We start from the raw sequence: 21190 nt of genomic DNA on the forward strand, positions 1-21190 counted from the left end.
GAAACATATTTATTAAAACATTAATTTCTATTGAACCGCCGTGTACCGAACGGTACGCACGGTGGTGTGAGAGGTCGCTAAATAAACTAATTATTTAGCTCCTACTCGATTGACTAAGCTGACTAATTAATTTAGTATTTTGATTATATGTATTAATAGGTATTGTATTTCTAATGCTTGTCCAATATCAGCGAAATAAGTATATTTAGCTATCATTGTAAAAATTTATTTATTATATGAATATGAAAATTAATAATTATTAAGCATAACATATAATAAAATCACCAATAATATTTTGATATTTCTCTTCTGTTCCAATTAAGTCTATGCCAATAGTGCTTAATCTAGATACTCTAGCTTGTGTAATATTACCAAGAGTGTTAGATATGTCTTTTGAGTTGAAATTGCACAGGCTCCTCATTAAAACAACTGCTAAAGCTTTTGCATTAACAAAATTTCTACTGTACTTCGTGTGAAAATGAATTTTTGATATATTCATTTCTGATGCTATAAACTCTAATATATCATCTGATTTAAAGTTGCGTACTAGTATCTTCCTTTCGCTATTATAATCTGTCTTTTCATCTTCAAATTCCATCTCCTGTTCTAATTTTTCTTCATTACATTTGAAAAGAAGCTCATAGTAATTTTTTCTTGCACTTTTAAGGTTAGTGCCGAAGAGACTCATAACGAATACATAATCAACTAGGTGAAAAGAATCGGGAGTTTTTCCTAAAAATATTGATAGACTAGAAAAAGTGTATTTTTCAGGAGAATCTTTATACTCGACTATATCTGTAGGATTATTGTGCATGTAAAGAGATAAAGTCCTTAAATACCTGTCGCTATAAACTATTTTACTCTTAAATCTATCTTTAAAAAGGTGTCCTTCTCTTTTATATTTTCTATTAAAGTACATTGCATAAGAAAAATTTATCCCGTGCATTATTTTTGATATATCACATCCATTAGCATCAATCATTAAATGTACGTGGTTATCCATAAGACAGTACCCATAAAGTTTGAAATTGTGGAGGGTTTTATACTTCTTTATAAGCAATAAATACCGTTTCTTATCTTCATCGTCTTTGAATAAAGTTACTTCACTTATACTTTTGCACATGATATGAAATATCGACTCATCTGTTTTTACTCTTGCCGCTCTTGGCACAAAAATCACCTCTCCTGATAAAGTATTATTTTAATTGTTTCCAAGGAAGTGTAATGATATTCATTTTTTAGGTAAATATTTATTAGTTGTTAACCGTCCCCGCCTTATCAGCTTTACTTAAGAAATCAATTAGTTGTTAACCGTCCCTATCTAGGGTCATTTAAGTTTTACAATGATATTGACACCGCCCTTTAAGTATAATAAACTAATAGTATAATAGAATATAATTTTAGGTGCCTAGAATATTAGGTGAAAAGGGAATGTGGTTAAAATCCACAGCAGCCCCCGCTACTGTAATTGAGAAATCAAAAGCCAGGAGACCTGCCTAAATGATGTTAACAAAGCTTTCGGAGGGAAAGAACTTTTTAATGCAGTTAATTTATTACGAATTAATTAAAAAGTAGTCGCTATCTTAAGTGAACTACTTTTTGTTTTTTGAAAAGATATTAAGAGCAAATAGAGTTCAAAATTCCGGAAAATACATGATAAGGTGGAAGAAAACAATGAAGAAAGCAATTTTAGTTGTAAGTTTTGGAACAACATATGAAGATACAAGAAAAGTAACTATTGATGTAATAGAAGATAAAATTAAAAATACCTTTGTAGATTATGATATAAGGAGAGCGTTTACTTCGCATGTTATTCTTAAGGTTCTTAAAAATAGAGATAATATTTATATAGATACACCAGAGGAAGCTTTGGAAAAACTAAAGAATGAGGGGTATAATGAGGTAATTGTTCAGCCTTTGCATGTTATTCCAGGAGCCGAATTTGATTATGTAAATAATGTAGTTAAAAGATATAAAGCATGTAATGTATTTGATAACATTTTGGTAGGAAGACCTCTTATATGTTTTAAGGGAGAACAGGCTGGCGTGCCGGATGATTATACAATAATGGTTGATGCTTTATCAAAGCAATTGCCAAAAGACGACACAGTAATTTTAATGGGCCATGGTACAAGTCATATTGCGAATGCAGTATATTGTTGCTTCGAAAGTGTTCTGAGAGATAGAGGGTTTAAAAATGTTCATGTAGCAACAGTTGAAGGATATCCAACATTGGATAGAGTAATACCAAATGTTATAGCCGATGGAATTAAAGAAGTTATTCTAATGCCACTACTTTTAGTTGCAGGGGATCATGTTAAAAATGATATGGTAGGAGAAAAGGAAGAGTCTTGGAAAAATATTTTAGAATCAGAGGGATTTAAAGTTAAAATATATCTACATGGGCTTGGAGAAAATATTGGCGTTCAAGATATTTATATACAGCACATCAATGATGTAATTGATGAAAAGTTTAAAAATGTAGGAAAAACACATAAGGGTATTTAAAATCCAGTGTGAATACTTGTAGACAAAATAGCAAGTATAGTGGGGGTGCCCGGAAGAAAGGAAGGTATTCAATGATACATGGTGGAGATATTTATACTAATGGGTTACTTGAGGGAAAAGAATTAATAGATTATAGTTCTAATATAAATCCACTTGGAGTTCCTAAAAGTTTTACTGATAATATTAGTGGTGCAGTAGATGCGTTAACTAGGTATCCAGATATTCAATACAGGAATGTACTAGGGGCATTAGGTGGTTACATTAGTTGTCCAGAAGAGTATTTTGTTTTAGGAAATGGAGCAGCTGAAATAATTGATTTAGTTATATCTTGCCTTAGAAGTTTACTAATTGTAGTACCTTCCTTTGTAGAGTATGAGATTGACGCTAAAAAGTGGGCTTGTAATATAGAATATTCACACTTAAAAGAGGATTTTAATGGAACTGTTTTGCTAAAGCATAAATATGCGCAGCTTTCTTATGATTATGAGGATATTCTTAATAAATTACGAAGTGTAGAAGGGGTAATTTTAGCTAATCCTAACAATCCTAATGGTAATATTATTGATAAAGCTAAGTTCCAAAACATTCTTGATTATTGTGAGAGCAATAACAAAGTTATAATAATAGATGAGGCTTTTATAGAATTTACGGGAGATGATTTTCACAGTTTCGCGCAGAGTGTTAAAACATACAAATGTTTATTTATAATAAGAGCTATAACAAAATTTTTTGCAATGCCTGGAATAAGGTTTGGTTATGGAGTGAGTAGTAATGCTAAACTAATAAAAAGGATTAAAGATAAACAAAACCCTTGGAATATAAACTGTTTTGCGGAAGTTGCAGCAATTAATGTTCTAAAGGATGTTGAGTATATTGAAAAAAGTAAACAATGGATAAAAGATGAAAGACCTATTTTGTTGAAATCGTTAAACAATATTTCATTTATAGACAAGGTATTTTTAACTTATGGTAATTTTGTATTATGCAAATTAAAAGGACTAAATTCAGATGAATTATATAAACTATGTCTAGATCAAGGATTTGTCATAAGAAAAGCAGACAATTTTAGGGGACTAGACAAACAGTTTATAAGGCTGGCTATTAAGGATAATGGTAGAAATGAAAAATTGATCCAATGCTTAAAAAAATTAGAACATTAGGCGAAAATTTGGGGGACGGTTAACAACTAATTGAACTTAAGGGTTGGGTCAAAACTTGAGGGACGGTTAACAACTAATTGATTTCAAAGGCAAGTCCATAAAAGGATGTGAGTGTAAATGAAGAGCATAGTTGTAGCTTCAAATTCCAGTGGTGGTGGTAAAACTACAGTAACACTTGGAATTATGAAAGCTTTAAAAAATAGGGGCCTTAAGGTGCAGGGTTATAAAGTAGGACCTGATTATATAGATTCAGCTTTTCATTCAAAGATAACGGGTCAAGATTCAAGAAACTTGGATCTATATCTTATGGGTGAGGCCGGAGTTAAGGCTAGTTTTTCTAGAGGGCGTGGTGATTTAGCAGTAGTTGAGGGTGTAATGGGATTATATGATGGCAAGGGTATAGATACAGCATATTCTACGTATCATGTGTCTAAGGTTTTAGACCTACCTATTATACTTGTACTGTCTCCAAAAGCTCAAGTAGCAACCTTTTGTGCCGAAATAAATGGAATAGTTAATTTTAAGGATGCAGATATACGTGGCATAATATTGAATAATATAACACAGAGTTACTATAAGTTGCTTAAATCGGCAATTAATAAAAACTGTAATATAAAGGTTTTAGGGTATCTTCCGAAAGATGAACGATTATCTTTAAAAAGTAGGCATTTAGGGTTAATTCAAAGTAGCGAAATAAAGGATCTTGAAGAAAAAATTGAAATTTGCGCCCAATTATTAGAAAAACATTTAGATATGGATCTATTATTAGAGCAATTTAAAGAAAATAAAAAATACAGAGATGATTTTCATGTTGAAAATAAGGGAAAAAAAATAGCTGTGGCCTATGATAAAGCTTTTAGTTTTTACTATAAAGAGAATTTAGAGCTTCTAGAGGAATTGGGGGAAGTCATATACTTTAGTCCACTTATTGATAAGGCGCTACCTGATAATATTGATTTTCTTTATCTAGGTGGGGGGTACCCCGAGGTATTTGTAGAGCAGTTAGCGAGGAATACATCTATGATTCAGAGTATAAGAAAGGCTTTAGATAATGGGCTGAACTGTTACGCCGAATGTGGAGGATTAATGTATCTTACTTTAGGGGGAAAACCTCTAGGCGAAGAACAAATTGCACATAAAATTGTTGGTTTTTTTAATGGATATTATACCTTAACCACAAAACTTCAGAATTTTGGATATGCAGAAATTAAGGTAGAAGTAGAAAATACTATTTTGCCTAAGAATATGAGCATAAATTGCCATGAGTTTCATAAGTCTTTCGTTGATTTACCAGAAGAAAAGATTTTTAAGCTTTCTAAAGAGGTTTATGATGGAAGCAAGAAAAGTTGGTTATGTGGATATATTAAAAAAAATACTATAGCGGTATATGGACATGTGCATTTTTTTGGAAACCTGTCATGGTTTACAAAAATTTTTGAATAGGGGAATTAGGTCAATTAGTTGTTAACTGTCCCCACCTATTTATAGGTGAGATAAGTCAATTAGTTGTTAACCGTCCCCACTAAGGGGACACTTATCTTAAAACAAAAGGAGATTAAAATATGGAGTACATAAAAATTCCTATGGATATAGAAAAAAGAAGTTTTGAAATCATTGGACAAGAAATGGGAGAACATTATTTTTCGGGTAGAGAGCTTTCGATAATTAAAAGAGTAATACATACTACGGCAGATTTTGATTATAAAAATATAGTGTACATTCGTGAGGGAGCAATAGATTCGGCTTTAGAATTACTTGAAAAAGGAGTAACTATATACACTGATACAAAAATGGCACTAGCAGGCATAAATAAAAAAGCTCTTAAAGATTTGAAGTGTAATGCTTTATGTTTTGTCAGTGATGAAAAGGTGGCTGAAATAGCAAAGGATCGTCACATAACGCGTTCTATGGCAGCGGTTGAGAAAGCGGTAGAAGATGGAGTTGAGTTCTTTGTTTTTGGTAATGCACCTACAGCTTTGTTTAGATTAAAGGAATTAATTGAGGAAGGGAAATGTAATGCTAAATTTATATTAGCAGCGCCTATTGGGTTTGTGGGAGCTGCGGAATCTAAAATGGAAATAGAGCAATTGGACATCCCAATGATTGTTGTCAGGGGAAGAAAAGGTGGAAGCACAGTGGCTGCATCTATATTGAACGCATTAATGTATATGATAGTAAACAGAAGTTAGCACGCAGCTCGAGAATTTTTTTAATTCCGAATTAATATAATAATAGGGAAGAGGAGATATAATATGGATTATTTAATACTCTTTGTAATTGTGCTTTATATGTTAGTACTTACAAGTAAGATAGATTCATTGCAAAAACGTATAACTCGCATGAACTCAAATTTAATTAAGATTGCGAACCAGGTTGGAGTTCCAAAAGATCCTTTAGACGATGAGCTAAGAAGTATCATAGAAAAAAATGGAAAAATTAAGGCGATAAAAAAATTAAGAGAGGTTACTGGACTTGAATTAAAGGAAGCAAAAGATTATGTCGATAACCTAAAATAAATAACAACCTTAGCAGGGGGTATAGAATAATGCTTGATTTATATGTTAATTTTAATGGTAAAAAACTTAGATGTGGGTATACAACTGGATCTTGCGCAGCTGCGGCTGCAAAAGCGGCTACACAAATATTGTTTTATGATACCGATATAGATGAGATAAAGATAGACACCCAAAAGGGCATAGAATTATTGCTTCCAATATATAAGGTAGTAAAAGGGGAAAACTTTGTTGAGTGTTGCATTATAAAAGATGGTGGAGATGATCCTGATGCAACTCATGGCATGGAAATTTGGTCAAGGGCTGAAAAATCACAATCAGGATATACCTTAAAAGGTGGAATAGGCGTTGGAATAGTTAGAGGAGAAGGATTATACGTACCTAAGGGAGAATGGGCAATTAATCCGGTACCCAGAAAAATGATAGAAAAAGAAGTAAAGGAAGTGCTACCGAAAGACGCTGGAATTAAAATAACCGTATTCGTACCCAAGGGGGAAGAGGTAGCTAAGAAAACATTTAACCCAAGGCTTGGAATTGAGGGTGGTATATCAATACTAGGAACTACAGGTATAGTAACGCCAATGTCACAAGAAGCCCTTACAGAATCCATTAATATAGAAATATCTCAAAAAAGAGCTGCTGGGCATAAAGATCTTACATTAGTATTTGGTAATATGGGAGAGGATATGGCGTCGAAGATAGGTCTTAAATCGGATAATATAGTAATGGTTTCAAACTATATAGGATTTGCTTTAAATAGCTGCATGGAAAAACATATAAAAAACATTTTGCTTATAGGACATATAGGTAAAGCATGCAAAATTGCAGCAGGATGTTTTCAAACTCACAGTAGGGTATGCGATGTGAGGCTAGAGGTAATAGCTCTTGAATTAGCCTTAATAGGTGCACCTACAGATATTGTAGCTAAGGTTTATAAAGAAAAAACTACTGAGGGTGCAATAAATTTATTAGGTGATGATTATAATGAAATATATATTAACATTGCAAATAAAGTAAAGAAAAAATTATTCCAGTATACATATGAAACTATACCTGCAGAAGTTATCATGTTTTCTATGAATAAAGGAATTTTGTGTGACACTAGGGAAGATAAGTAGGGACGGTTAACAATTAATGAGCACAATGCTTGTCCTAGCATGCAATCAATAAAACAGATAATCAATCAGTCAAATAGGTGGGGACGGTTAACAACTAATAGATGAATAAATAGTGAAAGGTTGCAGAAAAATATGGTTTATATAGTGGGCATTGGGCCTGGAAGCACAAAATATATTATTCCTTTGGCAATAGAGACTATGGAAAAAGTGGATGTGATTTTAGGGTTTGAAAGAGCGATGGCGAGTATACCTAAAACTGATGTTCAAAAGATAGTAGTTAAAACATTAAAGGACATTATGGATTATATAACAGAAAACATTGACAAAAATATCTCAATAATAGCATCCGGTGATCCATGTTTTTATGGTATAGTAAACTATATAAATAATAACTTTAAAGGTGAAATAGAGGTAGTACCTGGTATAAGTTCTTTTCAATATTTAATGTGTAAACTCAAAAAACCGTGGCAAAATGCCCATTTAGGTAGTATGCATGGTAGGCAAGAAGATTTTATAGAAATTGTGCAAAGGCATGAGATATCTGTGTGGCTCACAGATAAAAGTAATTCACCGCAAGCTTTATGTAGAAAACTTTTTGATAATAATATAACAGCTACGGTATATGTTGGTATGGAATTATCATACGTGGATGAGAAAATTGTAAAAGGTACAGTATCAGAAATTAAGGATAAAGTTTTTGATGATCTTAGTGTGGTTGTTATAGAAAATATGAATTAAGTATCTACAGACTATTTTACTAAGGATGGAGGGATAACCATGGCAAAATTGTATGGGGTAGGAGTAGGACCTGGAGATAAGGAACTTCTTACTATAAAGGCAATAAAAACTATTGGTAAATGTGATGTTATAGTAGTTCCAAGCGCAATGAATGGTGGGAAAAGCATAGCCCATGAAATAGCTGAGGAATATATTAGCAAGAACTCAGAAGTGTTAGTTAAACATTTTCCTATGGGTGGAGCAGAGCAGGAAGCGAAGATTTATGAAGCATTTAAGTCTATTGAAGAGAAATTAAAAGCTGGAAAAGATGTAGCTTTTTTAACTATAGGAGATCCATTTATATATAGCACATATATATATTTATTGAATTACATTAAGGAAAGTGGATACGAAGTTGAGACGGTTCCTGGTATAACTTCATTTTGTGCTTGTGCAAGCATTGCCAATGAGTATTTAGTGATTGGAAATGAACCGCTCTTAATACTTCCAGCATCAAGACTTGATACTATAAAAGATGAAAAATTTCTAGTAATTATGAAGGTTTATAAAATAGAAGAAAAAGTTTTAGATTGCCTTGAAGCAAAGGGTTACAAATATGTATATGTTAAAAGAGCTGGTAGAGAAGGACAAGAAGTCCTTCGATGTCGCGAAGATATATTAAAAAACAAAGAATATATGAGTTTAATAATAGCGAAGAAAGAGTAAGGAAAAACAAGTTTAAGGCGGGGACAGTTAGTAACTAATTAAACGATAAGGTAGGGACAGTTAACAACTAATTGGTGAAATCCATGGAACAACGTGGGGACGGTTAACAACTAATTCAACTAATTCAACAATATAATAACAACAATAATAAATGAGAGGTGATTTTAATGGTTTATTTTATTGGCGCAGGCCCAGGTGATGTGGATTTAATTACAGTTAAAGGAAGAAATGTATTATCGACTGCAGATGTGGTTATTTATGCGGGATCACTTGTAAGTGCTGAGCATATAACATTTTGCAAAAAAGATGTAATAGTTCACAATTCAGCTTCTATGACTCTTGAGGATGTTATCGAGGTTATGAAAAAAGCAGATAGTGAAAACAAAAATGTGGTAAGACTTCATACCGGCGACCCAGCTATATATGGAGCAATAAAAGAGCAGATGGATGAACTAGATAAATTAAATATAGATTATTCTATTGTGCCAGGGGTAAGCTCCTTCTCAGCAGCAGCATCAGTTATCAAAAAAGAATTTACGCTACCAAGTGTAACTCAAACCCTAATACTCACAAGGGTTGAGGGCAGAACTCCAGTGCCAGAAACTGAGGACTTGGAAAAACTTGCATCAATTGGGGCGTCAATGGCCATTTTCTTATCTATAAGTATGATTGATAAAGTAGTTGCAAAACTTAAGGCAGGTTACGGTAGAAACGTTCCAATAGCTGTTATTGAGAGAGCTACCTGGGCAGATGAAAGAGCTATTATTGGGACTTTAGATGATATAGCAGAAAAAGTAAAAGAAGCTAAAATAACAAAATGTGCTCAAATTCTTGTAGGTGATTTCATAGATTGTGAATATGAAAAAAGCCTTTTGTATGATAAGACATTTACACACATGTTTCGAGAAGGAAAAAAATAGACAGTGAAGGGGACGTTAGATTGGGGAAATTATATGTAATTGGAATAGGCCCAGGTGGACTTTCGCATATGACAATAAGAGCAATGGACGCCATTAAAGAAAGTGATATAGTTGTAGGTTATAACAAATATATAGATATGATAAAGCCGTTACTTGCTAGCAAAGAAATTTTCTCAACAGGTATGAAGGGTGAGGAAGAGAGATGCAAAAAGGCATTAGAGCTTAGTCATGATAAGATTGTGAGCGTAGTAAGTACCGGAGATTCTGGCATCTATGGAATGGCTGGACTAATTCTTCAGCTTAGGGTTGATGAGGAAGTGGAGGTTATTCCAGGGGTTACAGCATCCTCCGCAGCTGCATCAGTACTTGGTGCACCGTTAATGCATGATAACTGTAATATAAGTTTGAGTGACTTAATGACGCCATACGAATTAATTCAAAATAGAGTAAGTCTGGCTGCAGAAGGTGATTTTGTTATATCATTATACAATCCTAAAAGTAAGGGTAGACCAAATTATTTAAGAGATTGTGTAAATATAATAAAAATGCACAGAGATGGAACAACTCCAATAGCTGTAGTTAAAAATGCACTCAGAGAGGGTCAAGAAGTAAGTATATCAACATTAGATACTTTTGACGAGAACATAGCCGATATGTTATCAATTGTTATAATTGGTAACAGTCAAAGTTACGTAAAAGATGGTAAATTTATAACACCTAGAGGATATAAAGTTTAGAACAACAGAGCAAGTTCGGGATGGAAAGTAGAGGGACAGTTAACAACTAATGAACTTTTAATAAATAAAAGCGGGGGGACGGTTAACAACTAATGAGCTTTAACATAACAATAAGCAGGGGAAAGTTATTAACTGTCCCCGCTTTTAATCGTGTTTTAAATTACCGCTTTTATCCGTAATTTTAAACATCATAAACACTAGTTAGTTGTTAACCGTCCCAAGCATGTCCTCACATATCCCGCTATTTTCTAGCGAACACTATTAAGGTGGACAGGAGTGAATGATGATGATAGGTTTAATTGTAGGTACTTCAGAAGGGAAAAATATTCTCTCAGGGTTAAATAATTTTACAGAGGATATTTTTATATCAACAGCTACTGCATATGGTGCAGAGCTTTTGAAAGATTATAAATATAAGGTTTTTAATGAGAAACCATTGGATTTAGTGGGACTTATGCAAGTTATAAAAGAGAATGATATAAAAATTTTAATTGATGCATCCCATCCATATGCACTAGAGATTACAGAAAATGCAATTGAAGCGTGCAAAGCCTGCGGAGTAGAATATGTTAGATATGAGAGGCCACCAGTTCTTAAGAAATTTAAAGATAACAAAAATGTTGTTATTGTTGAAGATTATGAGAGCCTTTATGTATATCTTAAAACCATAGATGGAACTATCCTTAATACCACTGGTAGCAGAAACATTGGTAAAATTTTAGACTTTAATTTAAAGAATAGAGTAATACATAGGGTACTGCCTTCAGTTAAGGTATTAGTAGAGATGTTAGACCTTGGAGTTGAGGTAGATGATATAGTAGCAATGAAGGGACCAATAGGGTATGAACTTAATTGTGGCTTTATCAATGAATATAGGGCTAAAGCGATACTTATGAAAGATAGCGGAGTTCAAGGTGGAACTTACGATAAAATAAAAGCTGCTATTGATAATAATATAATGGCATTTATAATTGGAAGAAAACCTATGGAGTACTCAAAAGTATTTTACAGTGAAATGGAAGTTGTAAAATATATTTCTGGCTTAATGGAAGTACTTGGGTGAGATAACAAGACTAGTTTTAAAGCAATTAGTTGTTAACCGTCCCCGTTTTTTTCACCATTTTAAAGGAGAAGAATACTATGCTAACATTGCTGTTAATTATTATTTATTTGGCATTTATTAGCCTTGGTTTACCGGATTCATTATTAGGTTCAGCATGGCCTGCTATGAAGACTGATTTATCTGTAGGACTTTCTAGTGCTGGCGTGATATTTATGATCGTATCATTTGGGACAATTGTTTCAAGTTTATTCAGTGATAGATTAATTAAAAAAATTGGTACAGGAAAACTTACATTTGTTAGCGTAACTATGACAGCTATGGCATTATTTGGATTTTCAGTCGCGCCCTCATTTATATGGTTATGTATAATGGCTATTCCATTGGGCATTGGTGGAGGCGCAGTAGATGCATCTTTAAATAATTTTGTAGCATTACATTATAAGGCAAAGCATATGAGTTGGCTTCATTGTTTCTGGGGAGTTGGGGCTACAATAGGGCCAATCATTATGTCATTGTTTATATCTAATAATAATCAATGGAAAAAAGGATACGCTACAATTGCGATAATCCAGTTATGTTTGGTATTTATACTTTTTATAACTCTACCATTATGGAAAAAAGTTGAAAAGAGATATGATAAAGAAAGTGAAGAAGAGAAAATTACAAAGACTACCAATGTTTTTAAAATACCAGGTGTAAAATTGGCATTGGTTTCCTTCGTATTCTACTGTGCAACGGAAAGTACAGCAGGACTATGGGGAAGTAGTTATTTAGTGAATTATAAGGGGTTATCCCCAGGAAAGGCCGCAAGGTGGATTTCACTATTCTATGGAGGAATCACCCTAGGAAGGCTACTATCTGGATTTCTTACAATGAAACTTAATAATAAAATACTAATTAGAGCAGGACAAATTACTTGTATAATAGGAGCAGTATTCCTATTATTGCCTTTACCAATTTATTTTTCAATGATTGGGTTAATTCTTGTGGGGCTAGGTTGTGCACCAATTTTCCCTTGTATGCTCCATGAAACACCCCAGCGCTTTGGAAAGGCATCATCACAATCAATTATGGGAATACAAATGGGATTTGCATATATGGGAAGTATGTTTATGCCTCCTATTTTAGGATATATAGCATCTAAAACAAGTATATCAATTTTCCCGTACTTTTTATTATGCTGTATGTTAATCATGTTGTTAGGCTCTGAGAAAATTAATGGATTTATAAGAAAAAGGCGATTAGCATAAACTTATACAGATAGATTAGATACTTTTAAAAAAGTGTTTAGTCTATTTTTATTTTTTTGTGTAGTTTATTTAGAAAAATAAGACGATAAATTAGTAAAAATATATGTTAAGTTGTTTTAAATAATCTCGATAATAAGAATAATGTTTTATTCAAGTATGTTAATAAATGTTTTGTATTTTATGGATTTTTACATAAAATAATAGAAAAATGCAACTAAATTACAATTGTAAGCGTTATTTAAGTATAAACTTTTGAAAAAATTTATTATTCTTAGCTTATGAAGACGATTCAAATATTACTAATATTTTACTTGAATATTAAATAAAGAGTAAAAAATAAAGAAAATCAAAATTAGAGCATAGAAAATGGGGGTACAGGTTAATGAATAAGAAAATTACAAGCTCAATTATTGCTGCTTTAATGATGGCAGGTTCAACATCCATCACGACATTTGCATCAATGGGAAGTGGCAGTGTTGTTATAGGTAATAAAGCTTTCGACTTAACGTATGCTAATGATCAGGCAAATGCTAGTGAAATTGCCAGTGCAATAATAGCAGGTGGAGAAGTTTATGTTAAAGATTTTGAGGGGAATTGGAAAAGCAATATTACAGAAGCTACAATTAATGCAAACATTATACCAGCTGTAACTTATAAGAATGATGATGGGACATCAAATTTTGATGTTGGAGATAAAGATCATGTGGCTGTAATAACAGTTAAATCTGTTAGTTCTATTGCTACTAAAAATGTAATATATGGAGTAACTGCTGCAAATATTGGTCTACCAACAACAGTTACACTTAAATTAAGTGACAATACAACTAAAGACGTAAGTGTTACTTGGACAAGCCTCAATTATGATGGGATAAAACCAGCAACATACATATTTACCGGTGCTTATACACTTCCAAATGATGTAACTGGAACAAAACCTTCTGTAAAAGTTAATGTTGTAGTTGGAGCAAAGCCTAGTTTAGCGGATACAACTGCAGCAAAATTAGTCGATACTAAAATAATAGCATTGCCAACAGTAAATGCATTAACATTATTAAACCAAACAGGGGTAGTAGCAGTGAGAAGTGCTTATACGGCAATAACTAGCACACAAAAGGCATTAGTTACAAAACTTAATACATTAGTAGCTGCAGAAGTGCAAATAGTAGCTCTTCAGACAGAAGCAAATGAAGGAAAAGCAGAAAATGCGGCAGAAACAGCAATAAGCTTTGCTGAGAATTCAAAAATGGATGTAGATGTTACTAAAGCAAATGGACTTATACAAGCAGTTAAAGATGCTAAAAAACAAGCTGAATTTAGCAATAGAATATCTAACATTAATATATTAGATGAAATAGTATCAAAGGGGAATAATACATTTAAGTTAACAAATTATAATACATCAGTAAGTGGTCTTATCACCCAAGAAATGCAAAGAACTCCAGCAGCGGCCATTGGTGGACAATGGTGTTATGCTGCTGTAAAAGATGGAAAATGCGGGTATTACTTAAATATAGGTAAAACTAATCAAAAATGGGTAGCATCACAAGAAGTTTATGATAACATTAAAAGTCAACTTACAAGAAATATAGATCCCCAAAATATACAAAATGATTCAGTTAAAATTTATGAATTTGTAGAGCTTAATTATTCTGATTGTATAAGTGCTGAAGAATTAAACACAATGTTTGGAGAAAATAATGCATTAAGTGGCAAAGGTCAAGTATTTATTGATGCAGCAAAAGAGACTAATGTAAATCCTTTATATTTAGCGGGTCATGCAATACTAGAAACAGGACATGGTACTTCAGTTTTGGCAAATGGTGGTACAAAAAAGCTTACAGGAGAGAATACTTATGGTGTACCTGTATATAATTTGTTTGGTATTGGTGCAATCGATAGTGATGCGGATGCAGGTGGGACAAGCACTGCATACAAAAACGGATGGACAAGTGTGGATTTGTCAATTTATGGAGGGGCATCATTTATTTCAGGAAAATATATAGGCCAAGGTCAAAATACGCTTTATAAAATGAGATGGAATGCTTTAAATATATCTCATCAATATGCAACAGATGTTAATTGGGCAAATAGTCAAATAAGAATTATTAAACAATATTTTGACGCATTTCCTGACGCTAAGTTAACATTTGATATTCCAGTTTATAAGTAAGACAAGCATTAGTTGTTAACCGTCCCTCAAGTTTGGGGTATTAAAACAAGCATTAGTTGTTAACCGTCCCTCAAGTTTGGGCATTAAAATAAAAGCATTAGTTGTTAACCGTCCCTCAAGTTTGGGCATTAAAATAAAAGCATTAGTTGTTAACCGTCCCTTAAGTTTGGGCATTAAAATAAAAGCATTAGTTGTTAACCGTCCCTCACATTTCGCCACATTTTATAAATTGTATATATTTATAATTTTTGGACAAATTAATATATAAATGAATATATATGTATCAGTATTGATACACATTTATTATAGTGATATAATGATTATAATATTTAATGTAGGAGGGGTTAGTTTGGACAAAATAGCGCTTATAACGGACACTACAAGCGATTTGCGAAGTGACGTAACACAGAAATACAGTATTAATGTATTACCCTTTAGGATTATCTATTCTGATAGAGAGTATTTGGATAATGTAGATATAACACCGCAAGAAGTTTATGATAATATGAAGATAGAAGTACCTACATCATCATTGCCATCAATGAAGGATATGGAGGATTTATTTCTAAGACTCGAAGATGAGGGTTACACCCATGCTATAGCAATAACTTTATCTACTGGGTTATCTGGTATATATAATGCAATGAAACTTACAAGTGACAATCATCCAGGAATTATAACTCACGTATGTGATTCACAATCAATAGCACTTGGTGAGGGATTGATAGTTACAGAATGTGGAAGGCTTATACAAGAAGGTAAGAGCTTTGAGGAAATAGTTAATGCTATTCCATCTATTAAAGAAAGAATTCATCTATATTTTGTAGTGGGTACTTTAGAGTACTTAAAAAAAGGTGGAAGAATAGGGAAAGTTTCAGGAACAATAGCTGAGCTTTTAAACATTAAACCTATAATATCTTTTGATGATGATGGTAAGTATTGTACTGTCGAAAAGGTACGTGGTAGAAAACAATCTCTTAATAAACTTATAGAACTAACAAATAACATTTTGGATAATAAGAAATGTAGGGTCTATATGTTGCATGGTGATGCAATGGATGAGACAAAACAAGTAATGGAGAAAATAGGAAAACATCCAAATGTTATTTCCATAGAATTTGGAGGATATATAAGTCCTGTATCAGGTGTTCATAGTGGACCAGGTTTAGTAGGAATGGTTTGCATAGAAGAACCTTAGATAAAAAGCCTACTAATGAAGTAAGTAAAGAAAATGAGATAGACATTAAAGCCGAGGAAAAGAGATTATACATTGAATACAAGAAAAAACTTTTGGAGCTTCGAAAAGTTAAAAAGGAAAAAGAAGCAGTGGGTCAAGTATTCACAAAAGGATTGTTACCTTTGTATGTATTGTATACTCTAAGTCTCGGAGAAACTAATGGGAACGATATATCTCATAAGATAGGCGAAAGAACAGATGGTCATTGGATTCCTAGTACAGGCGGAATATATCCTCTATTAAAAAAGTTAGAAAAAGAAAAACTAGTAGTTGGAGAGTGGAATGAATCTAAAAAAGTACAGAAAATTTACAAAATCACAGAGCAAGGTAGAAACGAGCTTGAAAATAAGAAATACTTACTGCAAGATAAGATTGAGGAAGCGTTAGAAGTATTTAAAATTATTTATAGTGATTTGTATAATTAAATCATCTCCTGTGGAGCTGAAAATTAACAACTTTGGAAGCAGATTTAGACTGCCACCAAAGCAATTTTACTGGGCTAGACAATTGCCACTTATAGAAGATGGCAGACTTGAAGCTTCCAAAATGTTGTTAAAACATAAAGGGTTGTAGGTGAATTATAATAGATTCATCTGCAACCTTTAGTTGTAGAAAAACAAATTATCTAGCACTTAATGTTGCTACGAGAATTGTCGCCAGGAATAGAATATGATATTATCAAATGTGAAAGAGATATTAATATGATGATAATATATAGTAAGATTGTAAATAAATATGCTAGTGCAGGAAAAGAGGAATAGACTTTGGCAAATATGAATGATGTTGCAAAAAGAGCGAATGTTTCTAGAGGAACCGTTTCAAATTATATTAATAATGTGAGAATAAAAGAAGCTTCCCGTATTAAGGTAGAAGAAGCTATTAAAGAATTAGCCTATATACCTGATGTAGGTGCACGAGAATTTAAAACAAATAAATCTAGTAATGTAGTGTTTATTTTACCTACTGTTTGGAATCCGTTTTTTTCAGAGTTAACTTACCAATTGCAAATTAAATTAAAAGAAAAAGGTATGAAATTGATATTATGTAATTCACAAGATGATTATCGTGCAGAAATAGAATATCTTGAAATCGCCCAACAAAACAAAGTTTTTGGTATTATTTCAATATCTTATAGTGACATTATGCCTTACCTAACTTCTAAAATACCATATGTCGCTATTGAGCGTTACTATAATGAGGATATTCCGTATGTGACAAGTGACAATGAAGGTGGGGGTAAAATGGCTGTAAACGAACTAATAAAAAAAGGTTGCCAAAAACTTCTTCATGTAACGAGACAAGTGGATGGTAATAATGCTTTAATAGCTAGAAAAAAAGGTTTTGAAGAAGCTTGTAAAGAACAAAATGCGGATTATGAAATATTTAATCCAAAGACTTCTTCTGCAGCATTTCACGAGGATATAGCTATATTTTTGAAAGAAGCGTTTAACAAAGGCAAACAATTTGATGGTATATTTTGTGCTACAGATCGTTATGCAAGTTATTGCCAAGATGCATTGAGTGATATGGGAATTGATATTCCAGAGGATGTTCAAATAATTGGTTTTGATGGATCTCAAAGCTATGCAACAGAAAAGTTGAAAATATCAACTATTCGTCAGCCTGTTGAGAAAATTGCACAAGAGGCGGTTAATCTTCTAATTGCTGTTGTTAATAAAGATAAACAACAGAATAGTATAGTACTCCCTGTAACATTTCTTGATTTAAAAACTACTAAATCTAACTAAAATATTTATGGAAAGCTATGAAGATTGGTTGATGATTTGATTATCGGACAATCTTTTTTTTGAGCTGTTTTTTAAATTAAAGTGGAAAAATTTCTGTAAAAAAAAGATGTAATAATAAAATGAATTCGTTTTCAAAAAAAGTGTTGCATTTTAGAAAAAATTACATTATAATGAAATTGACATATATGGAACGTTCCAAATAAATAACAAATAATAGATAAGTAACAAATAATAGATAAATAACAAGTAACAAGTAACACGTAACACGTAACAAGCAAATAACAAATAACAAATAACAAATAAATAATGTTAAGGGGTGTAGATATGGATTATAAAAAAATTGCAAGAGAAGTTTTAGAAAATGTTGGAGGGAAAGATAATATAGCAAGCGCTGCTCATTGCGTTACTAGACTTCGCCTAGTGTTAAAAGATACAACAAAATGTGATAAAACAGTAATTGAAAATATTGAAGGAGCAAAGGGGGTTTTCTTTAATAGTGGTCAATTGCACGTGGTTTTTGGAACTGGTTTAGTAGACATGGTTTATGCGGCATTTATTGAAGAAGCAGGGATAAAAGAATCTTCTTTAGAGGATGTTAAAATAGAAGGTAAGAAAAATGGTGGAAAATTAAAAGAAATGTTTAAAGCTTTTTCAGATATTTTTGTTGCCTTGATTCCAGGAATTGTTGGTTGTGCTATGATATTAGGTCTTCGTGCAATTCTTATGACGAGTGGATTATTCGGTTTAGAAACAACTTTAGCTAAAACTTACAAATGGGCTAGCGATCTATCTTCGTTTTTTAATATTATTGCAACTGGCTTAAATTTCTTACCAGTATTTATTATGTATTCAGCCACAAAAAGATTTGGTGGAAATCCAGTTTTAGGTATTATTATAGGTTTAGTCCTTATTCATCCTGAATTAGGAAATCGTTTTGACTTTTTACAAGGAAAATTGCCTGATGTGAGTTATTGGAACTTTTTTGGAATAAATATTCCTGAAGTAGCCTTCCAAGGTGGCGTTTTTCCAGCTATCCTAACTTCTCTATTTTTAGCGAAGTTTGAAAAATTTCTTACTAAACGAGTACCACAGATATTATCCTTTATTTTAGTACCAACGTTAACAATTATTGTTTCAGCAGCTGCACTCTTCTTAGTTTTTGGACCTTTAGGAGATGTTATTGCATCAGGTTTAGGTTTTGTTATTGAGTTATTATATATAAAAGGTGGAGTTGTAGGAGCGTTTGTTTTTGCTGCAGTTTTACAACCACTGGTAATAACAGGTACACATCATGCTATTGGTGGTATAGAAGCTCAATTGATTGCCAGTACTGGTTTTAATTATATACAACCTTTGTGGGCAGTATCAATTATTGCTCAAGGTGGAGCTTGCGTAGGTATGTTTTTACTAGCAAAGAAAAAATCAAAAAGAAGAGAAATAGCAATATCTAGTTTTATACCAACACTAGTAGGCGTTTCAGAACCCGCTATTTTCGCCGTAAACATTAAAGATTCGATTATCCCTTTTGCTTGTGCGGTACTTGGTGCAGGGTTTGGTGGAGCTTATATGAGAATATTTAGTGTAAAGGCTCTTGGTTTTGGATTAACGGGTATTCCGGGTGTGACTATTGTAAATCCTCCTGTTATGATTCATTACGTTATTGGAAATATAGTTGCCTTTTCATTGACTATACTTTTCATAATAATTTACGATAAATTAAAAGGAGTACCAGGGGCACATGAATAAGATAATTTATAAAAATAAAATGGAATTTCAAAAATTTGAGACTTACACATATGTGGAGGATAAACATGTATCTTATTTAAAACAATTAGAAGATTTTGTGCAAAAAAGTTCTTTTTTACCTCACTATCATCTTTATCCAAAAACAGGATTGATGAATGACCCCAATGGACTTGCTTATTTTAACAAGCAATACCAGTTTTTCTATCAGTGGTTTCCACTAGAACCTCATCACGGCATGAAGCATTGGGGACATTATAAATCAAGTGATTTGGTTCATTGGGAAGATAAAAAAATTGCACTTATTCCTGATGAAGAGTATGAAAAAAATGGTTGCTACTCTGGTAATTCCATTGAAAAAGACGGGTTATTGTATCTATTTTATACCGCAAATTACAAAACGCCTCAAGGTAAAATTCCTAAACAAGCAGTGGCCATTATGGATAAAGTAGGTGTTATTCAAAAGTCGAAAAAAAATCCGATTATTGATGGAGCGCCAGAAGGAATGTCGGGTGAAATACGAGATCCATTCGTGTTTAAGCGAGATGGAAGTTATTATATGTTGTTAGGTGCAAAAGATGAGCATGAGGTAGGTCAGTTATTGCTTTATACTAGTCAGGATTTAATTGATTGGGTATATCAAGGAATTATTTCTCTTCCAATTGATAAAGGTTATATGCTGGAATGTCCGAGTCTCATTCAAGTTGAAGGAAAAGATGTCTTAATTGTTTCAGTAATGGGACTTGAAAAAGAAGAAACTCGTTATCAAAATCAATTTTCTACGATATACTTGGTTGGAAAATTAGATATATCAAATAAAGTTTTTTATGAGGAATATAGTGATGAAGTGGATTCAGGATTTGATTTTTATGCTTCGCAAGCATTTTATGGTAAGAATAATGTTCCTATGATGGTGGCGTGGTTTGGATGTGGGCAGCAAGAACTTCCATCGGATAAAGATATGTGGAAACATGGATTAACTATGCCATATGAATTAAAATTAAAACAAAATCGATTAACTCATTTCGTTGCTTCTGAGTTACTGGAACAATTTAAAAAGAAACAAAGCTTCCATAATGAAAAGATAACGACGAAGTCTAATACCTATCACCTTAGTTTTGAAGTTTGTAATCATAAAGATGAAATGTCAATTAAATTTGGTTATTTAAAAGACTATTGGGAATTGAAATTCGATTTTAACAGGGACCATATTTCTGTGGATCGATCTAATTTGGACATTCCTGTGGATGTACAAAATGGGAAAATTAGAAAAACTAAAGGATTAAATAAAAATAGATATCAAGTTGATGTATTTGTTGATAATAGTTTTGTAGAGATCTTTATAAATGAAGGTGAAAAATCATTTGCTTTTCGTGCATTTAACATGACCACCCAGCACCATGACGTCATCTTTGGATGGGAAGCTATAGGTGAAATTGCTTACTATCAAGCGGTTGGGTTCTAAAATAAGGATTAGAATGTGGTATGGACGGGCAACTAAAAAGGTAATAATGGTGAAAATCTTGAATAAGTTTCTGAAAGGAGTTTACAGTGATGAAAAAGAAATTGATGATTTTAAC

The 21190-nt window shown here is 32.6% G+C and carries 22 protein-coding genes and 1 riboswitch; of the genes, 20 read left to right on the forward strand and 2 right to left on the reverse strand.

The features are described from left to right. Positions 1 to 259: 259 nt before the first annotated feature. A complete protein-coding gene (locus KPL37_RS14040; RefSeq protein ID WP_343216278.1) occupies positions 260 to 1171 on the reverse strand; it encodes a transposase in 912 nt (303 codons plus the stop codon). A 213-nt stretch (positions 1172 to 1384) separates the two neighbouring features. Beyond that, positions 1385 to 1514: riboswitch (cobalamin riboswitch) on the forward strand. Between the two features lie 160 nt (positions 1515 to 1674). Here KPL37_RS14040 and KPL37_RS14045 point away from each other — a divergent pair. The 13 genes from KPL37_RS14045 to KPL37_RS14105 all read left to right on the forward strand — a co-directional run bounded on the left by KPL37_RS14045 (position 1675) and on the right by KPL37_RS14105 (position 14882). Beyond that, entirely contained in the window at positions 1675 to 2508 is an 834-nt protein-coding gene (locus tag KPL37_RS14045; RefSeq protein ID WP_216150360.1) for a sirohydrochlorin cobaltochelatase, read from the forward strand. 71 nt (positions 2509 to 2579) lie between these two features. After that, positions 2580 to 3668: a pyridoxal phosphate-dependent aminotransferase gene (locus KPL37_RS14050; protein ID WP_216150362.1), complete on the forward strand. Its 1089-nt coding sequence runs from the start codon at positions 2580 to 2582 to the stop codon at positions 3666 to 3668. Positions 3669 to 3785: 117 nt separating this feature from the next. Next, positions 3786 to 5111 (forward strand): cobyrinic acid a,c-diamide synthase CobB, encoded by a 1326-nt coding sequence (locus KPL37_RS14055; protein WP_216150364.1) that lies wholly within the window; start codon positions 3786 to 3788, stop codon positions 5109 to 5111. 119 nt (positions 5112 to 5230) lie between these two features. Continuing rightward, positions 5231 to 5857, forward strand: a complete 627-nt coding sequence (locus KPL37_RS14060) for a precorrin-8X methylmutase (RefSeq protein WP_216150366.1) — start codon at positions 5231 to 5233, stop codon at positions 5855 to 5857. Between the two features lie 99 nt (positions 5858 to 5956). Next, the gene (locus KPL37_RS14065; protein ID WP_246578294.1) at positions 5957 to 6184 is read left to right on the forward strand and encodes a ribosomal protein L7/L12; all 228 of its coding nucleotides are present in this window, start codon (positions 5957 to 5959) and stop codon (positions 6182 to 6184) included. Positions 6185 to 6213: 29 nt separating this feature from the next. Then, positions 6214 to 7299: a cobalt-precorrin-5B (C(1))-methyltransferase CbiD gene (cbiD, locus tag KPL37_RS14070; RefSeq protein WP_216150369.1), complete on the forward strand. Its 1086-nt coding sequence runs from the start codon at positions 6214 to 6216 to the stop codon at positions 7297 to 7299. 132 nt (positions 7300 to 7431) lie between these two features. Beyond that, entirely contained in the window at positions 7432 to 8037 is a 606-nt protein-coding gene (cbiE, locus tag KPL37_RS14075) for a precorrin-6y C5,15-methyltransferase (decarboxylating) subunit CbiE (RefSeq protein WP_246578295.1), read from the forward strand. A gap of 39 nt (positions 8038 to 8076) precedes the next feature. After that, positions 8077 to 8742, forward strand: coding sequence for a cobalt-factor II C(20)-methyltransferase (locus tag KPL37_RS14080; RefSeq protein ID WP_216150370.1), 666 nt, complete (start codon positions 8077 to 8079; stop codon positions 8740 to 8742). A gap of 167 nt (positions 8743 to 8909) precedes the next feature. Continuing rightward, on the forward strand, positions 8910 to 9662 hold the full coding sequence (gene cobM / locus KPL37_RS14085; protein ID WP_216150371.1) for a precorrin-4 C(11)-methyltransferase: 753 nt from the start codon (positions 8910 to 8912) through the stop codon (positions 9660 to 9662). A gap of 20 nt (positions 9663 to 9682) precedes the next feature. Then, complete coding sequence (gene cobJ, locus KPL37_RS14090) at positions 9683 to 10399, forward strand: precorrin-3B C(17)-methyltransferase (RefSeq protein WP_216150372.1); 717 nt, start codon at positions 9683 to 9685, stop codon at positions 10397 to 10399. A gap of 280 nt (positions 10400 to 10679) precedes the next feature. Further along, positions 10680 to 11462 (forward strand): cobalt-precorrin-6A reductase, encoded by a 783-nt coding sequence (locus tag KPL37_RS14095; RefSeq protein WP_343216279.1) that lies wholly within the window; start codon positions 10680 to 10682, stop codon positions 11460 to 11462. A gap of 77 nt (positions 11463 to 11539) precedes the next feature. After that, a complete protein-coding gene (locus tag KPL37_RS14100) occupies positions 11540 to 12712 on the forward strand; it encodes an MFS transporter (protein WP_216150373.1) in 1173 nt (390 codons plus the stop codon). Between the two features lie 382 nt (positions 12713 to 13094). Next, complete coding sequence (locus KPL37_RS14105) at positions 13095 to 14882, forward strand: N-acetylglucosaminidase (protein WP_216150374.1); 1788 nt, start codon at positions 13095 to 13097, stop codon at positions 14880 to 14882. 15 nt (positions 14883 to 14897) lie between these two features. Here KPL37_RS14105 and KPL37_RS14110 read toward each other — a convergent pair whose 3' ends face one another. Beyond that, complete coding sequence (locus tag KPL37_RS14110; RefSeq protein ID WP_216150375.1) at positions 14898 to 15101, reverse strand: hypothetical protein; 204 nt, start codon at positions 15099 to 15101, stop codon at positions 14898 to 14900. A 130-nt stretch (positions 15102 to 15231) separates the two neighbouring features. Here KPL37_RS14110 and KPL37_RS14115 point away from each other — a divergent pair, with 130 nt between their 5' ends. The 7 genes from KPL37_RS14115 (at position 15232) to KPL37_RS14140 (ending at position 21075) form a co-directional block, all read left to right on the forward strand. Continuing rightward, positions 15232 to 16080 carry a DegV family protein gene (locus KPL37_RS14115; RefSeq protein WP_216150377.1) on the forward strand — a complete coding sequence of 283 codons (849 nt, stop codon included), beginning with the start codon at positions 15232 to 15234 and terminating at the stop codon, positions 16078 to 16080. A 38-nt stretch (positions 16081 to 16118) separates the two neighbouring features. Further along, a complete protein-coding gene (locus KPL37_RS14120; RefSeq protein ID WP_425514042.1) occupies positions 16119 to 16544 on the forward strand; it encodes a PadR family transcriptional regulator in 426 nt (141 codons plus the stop codon). Positions 16545 to 16554: 10 nt separating this feature from the next. Continuing rightward, the gene (locus tag KPL37_RS14125) at positions 16555 to 16692 is read left to right on the forward strand and encodes a hypothetical protein (RefSeq protein ID WP_216150381.1); all 138 of its coding nucleotides are present in this window, start codon (positions 16555 to 16557) and stop codon (positions 16690 to 16692) included. Between the two features lie 62 nt (positions 16693 to 16754). Next, a complete protein-coding gene (locus KPL37_RS20130; RefSeq protein ID WP_281418698.1) occupies positions 16755 to 16880 on the forward strand; it encodes a hypothetical protein in 126 nt (41 codons plus the stop codon). Between the two features lie 12 nt (positions 16881 to 16892). Next, positions 16893 to 17867 (forward strand): LacI family DNA-binding transcriptional regulator, encoded by a 975-nt coding sequence (locus KPL37_RS14130; RefSeq protein ID WP_246578298.1) that lies wholly within the window; start codon positions 16893 to 16895, stop codon positions 17865 to 17867. A gap of 324 nt (positions 17868 to 18191) precedes the next feature. Further along, a complete protein-coding gene (locus tag KPL37_RS14135) occupies positions 18192 to 19613 on the forward strand; it encodes a PTS transporter subunit EIIC (protein ID WP_216150383.1) in 1422 nt (473 codons plus the stop codon). After that, entirely contained in the window at positions 19606 to 21075 is a 1470-nt protein-coding gene (locus KPL37_RS14140) for a glycoside hydrolase family 32 protein (RefSeq protein ID WP_216150384.1), read from the forward strand. Before KPL37_RS14135 ends, KPL37_RS14140 begins: the two co-directional genes overlap by 8 nt. Positions 21076 to 21190 lie beyond the last annotated feature (115 nt).

This window comes from Clostridium frigoris (genome assembly GCF_018861865.1).
Classification (GTDB): Bacteria; Bacillota; Clostridia; order Clostridiales; family Clostridiaceae; genus Clostridium_AD; species Clostridium_AD frigoris.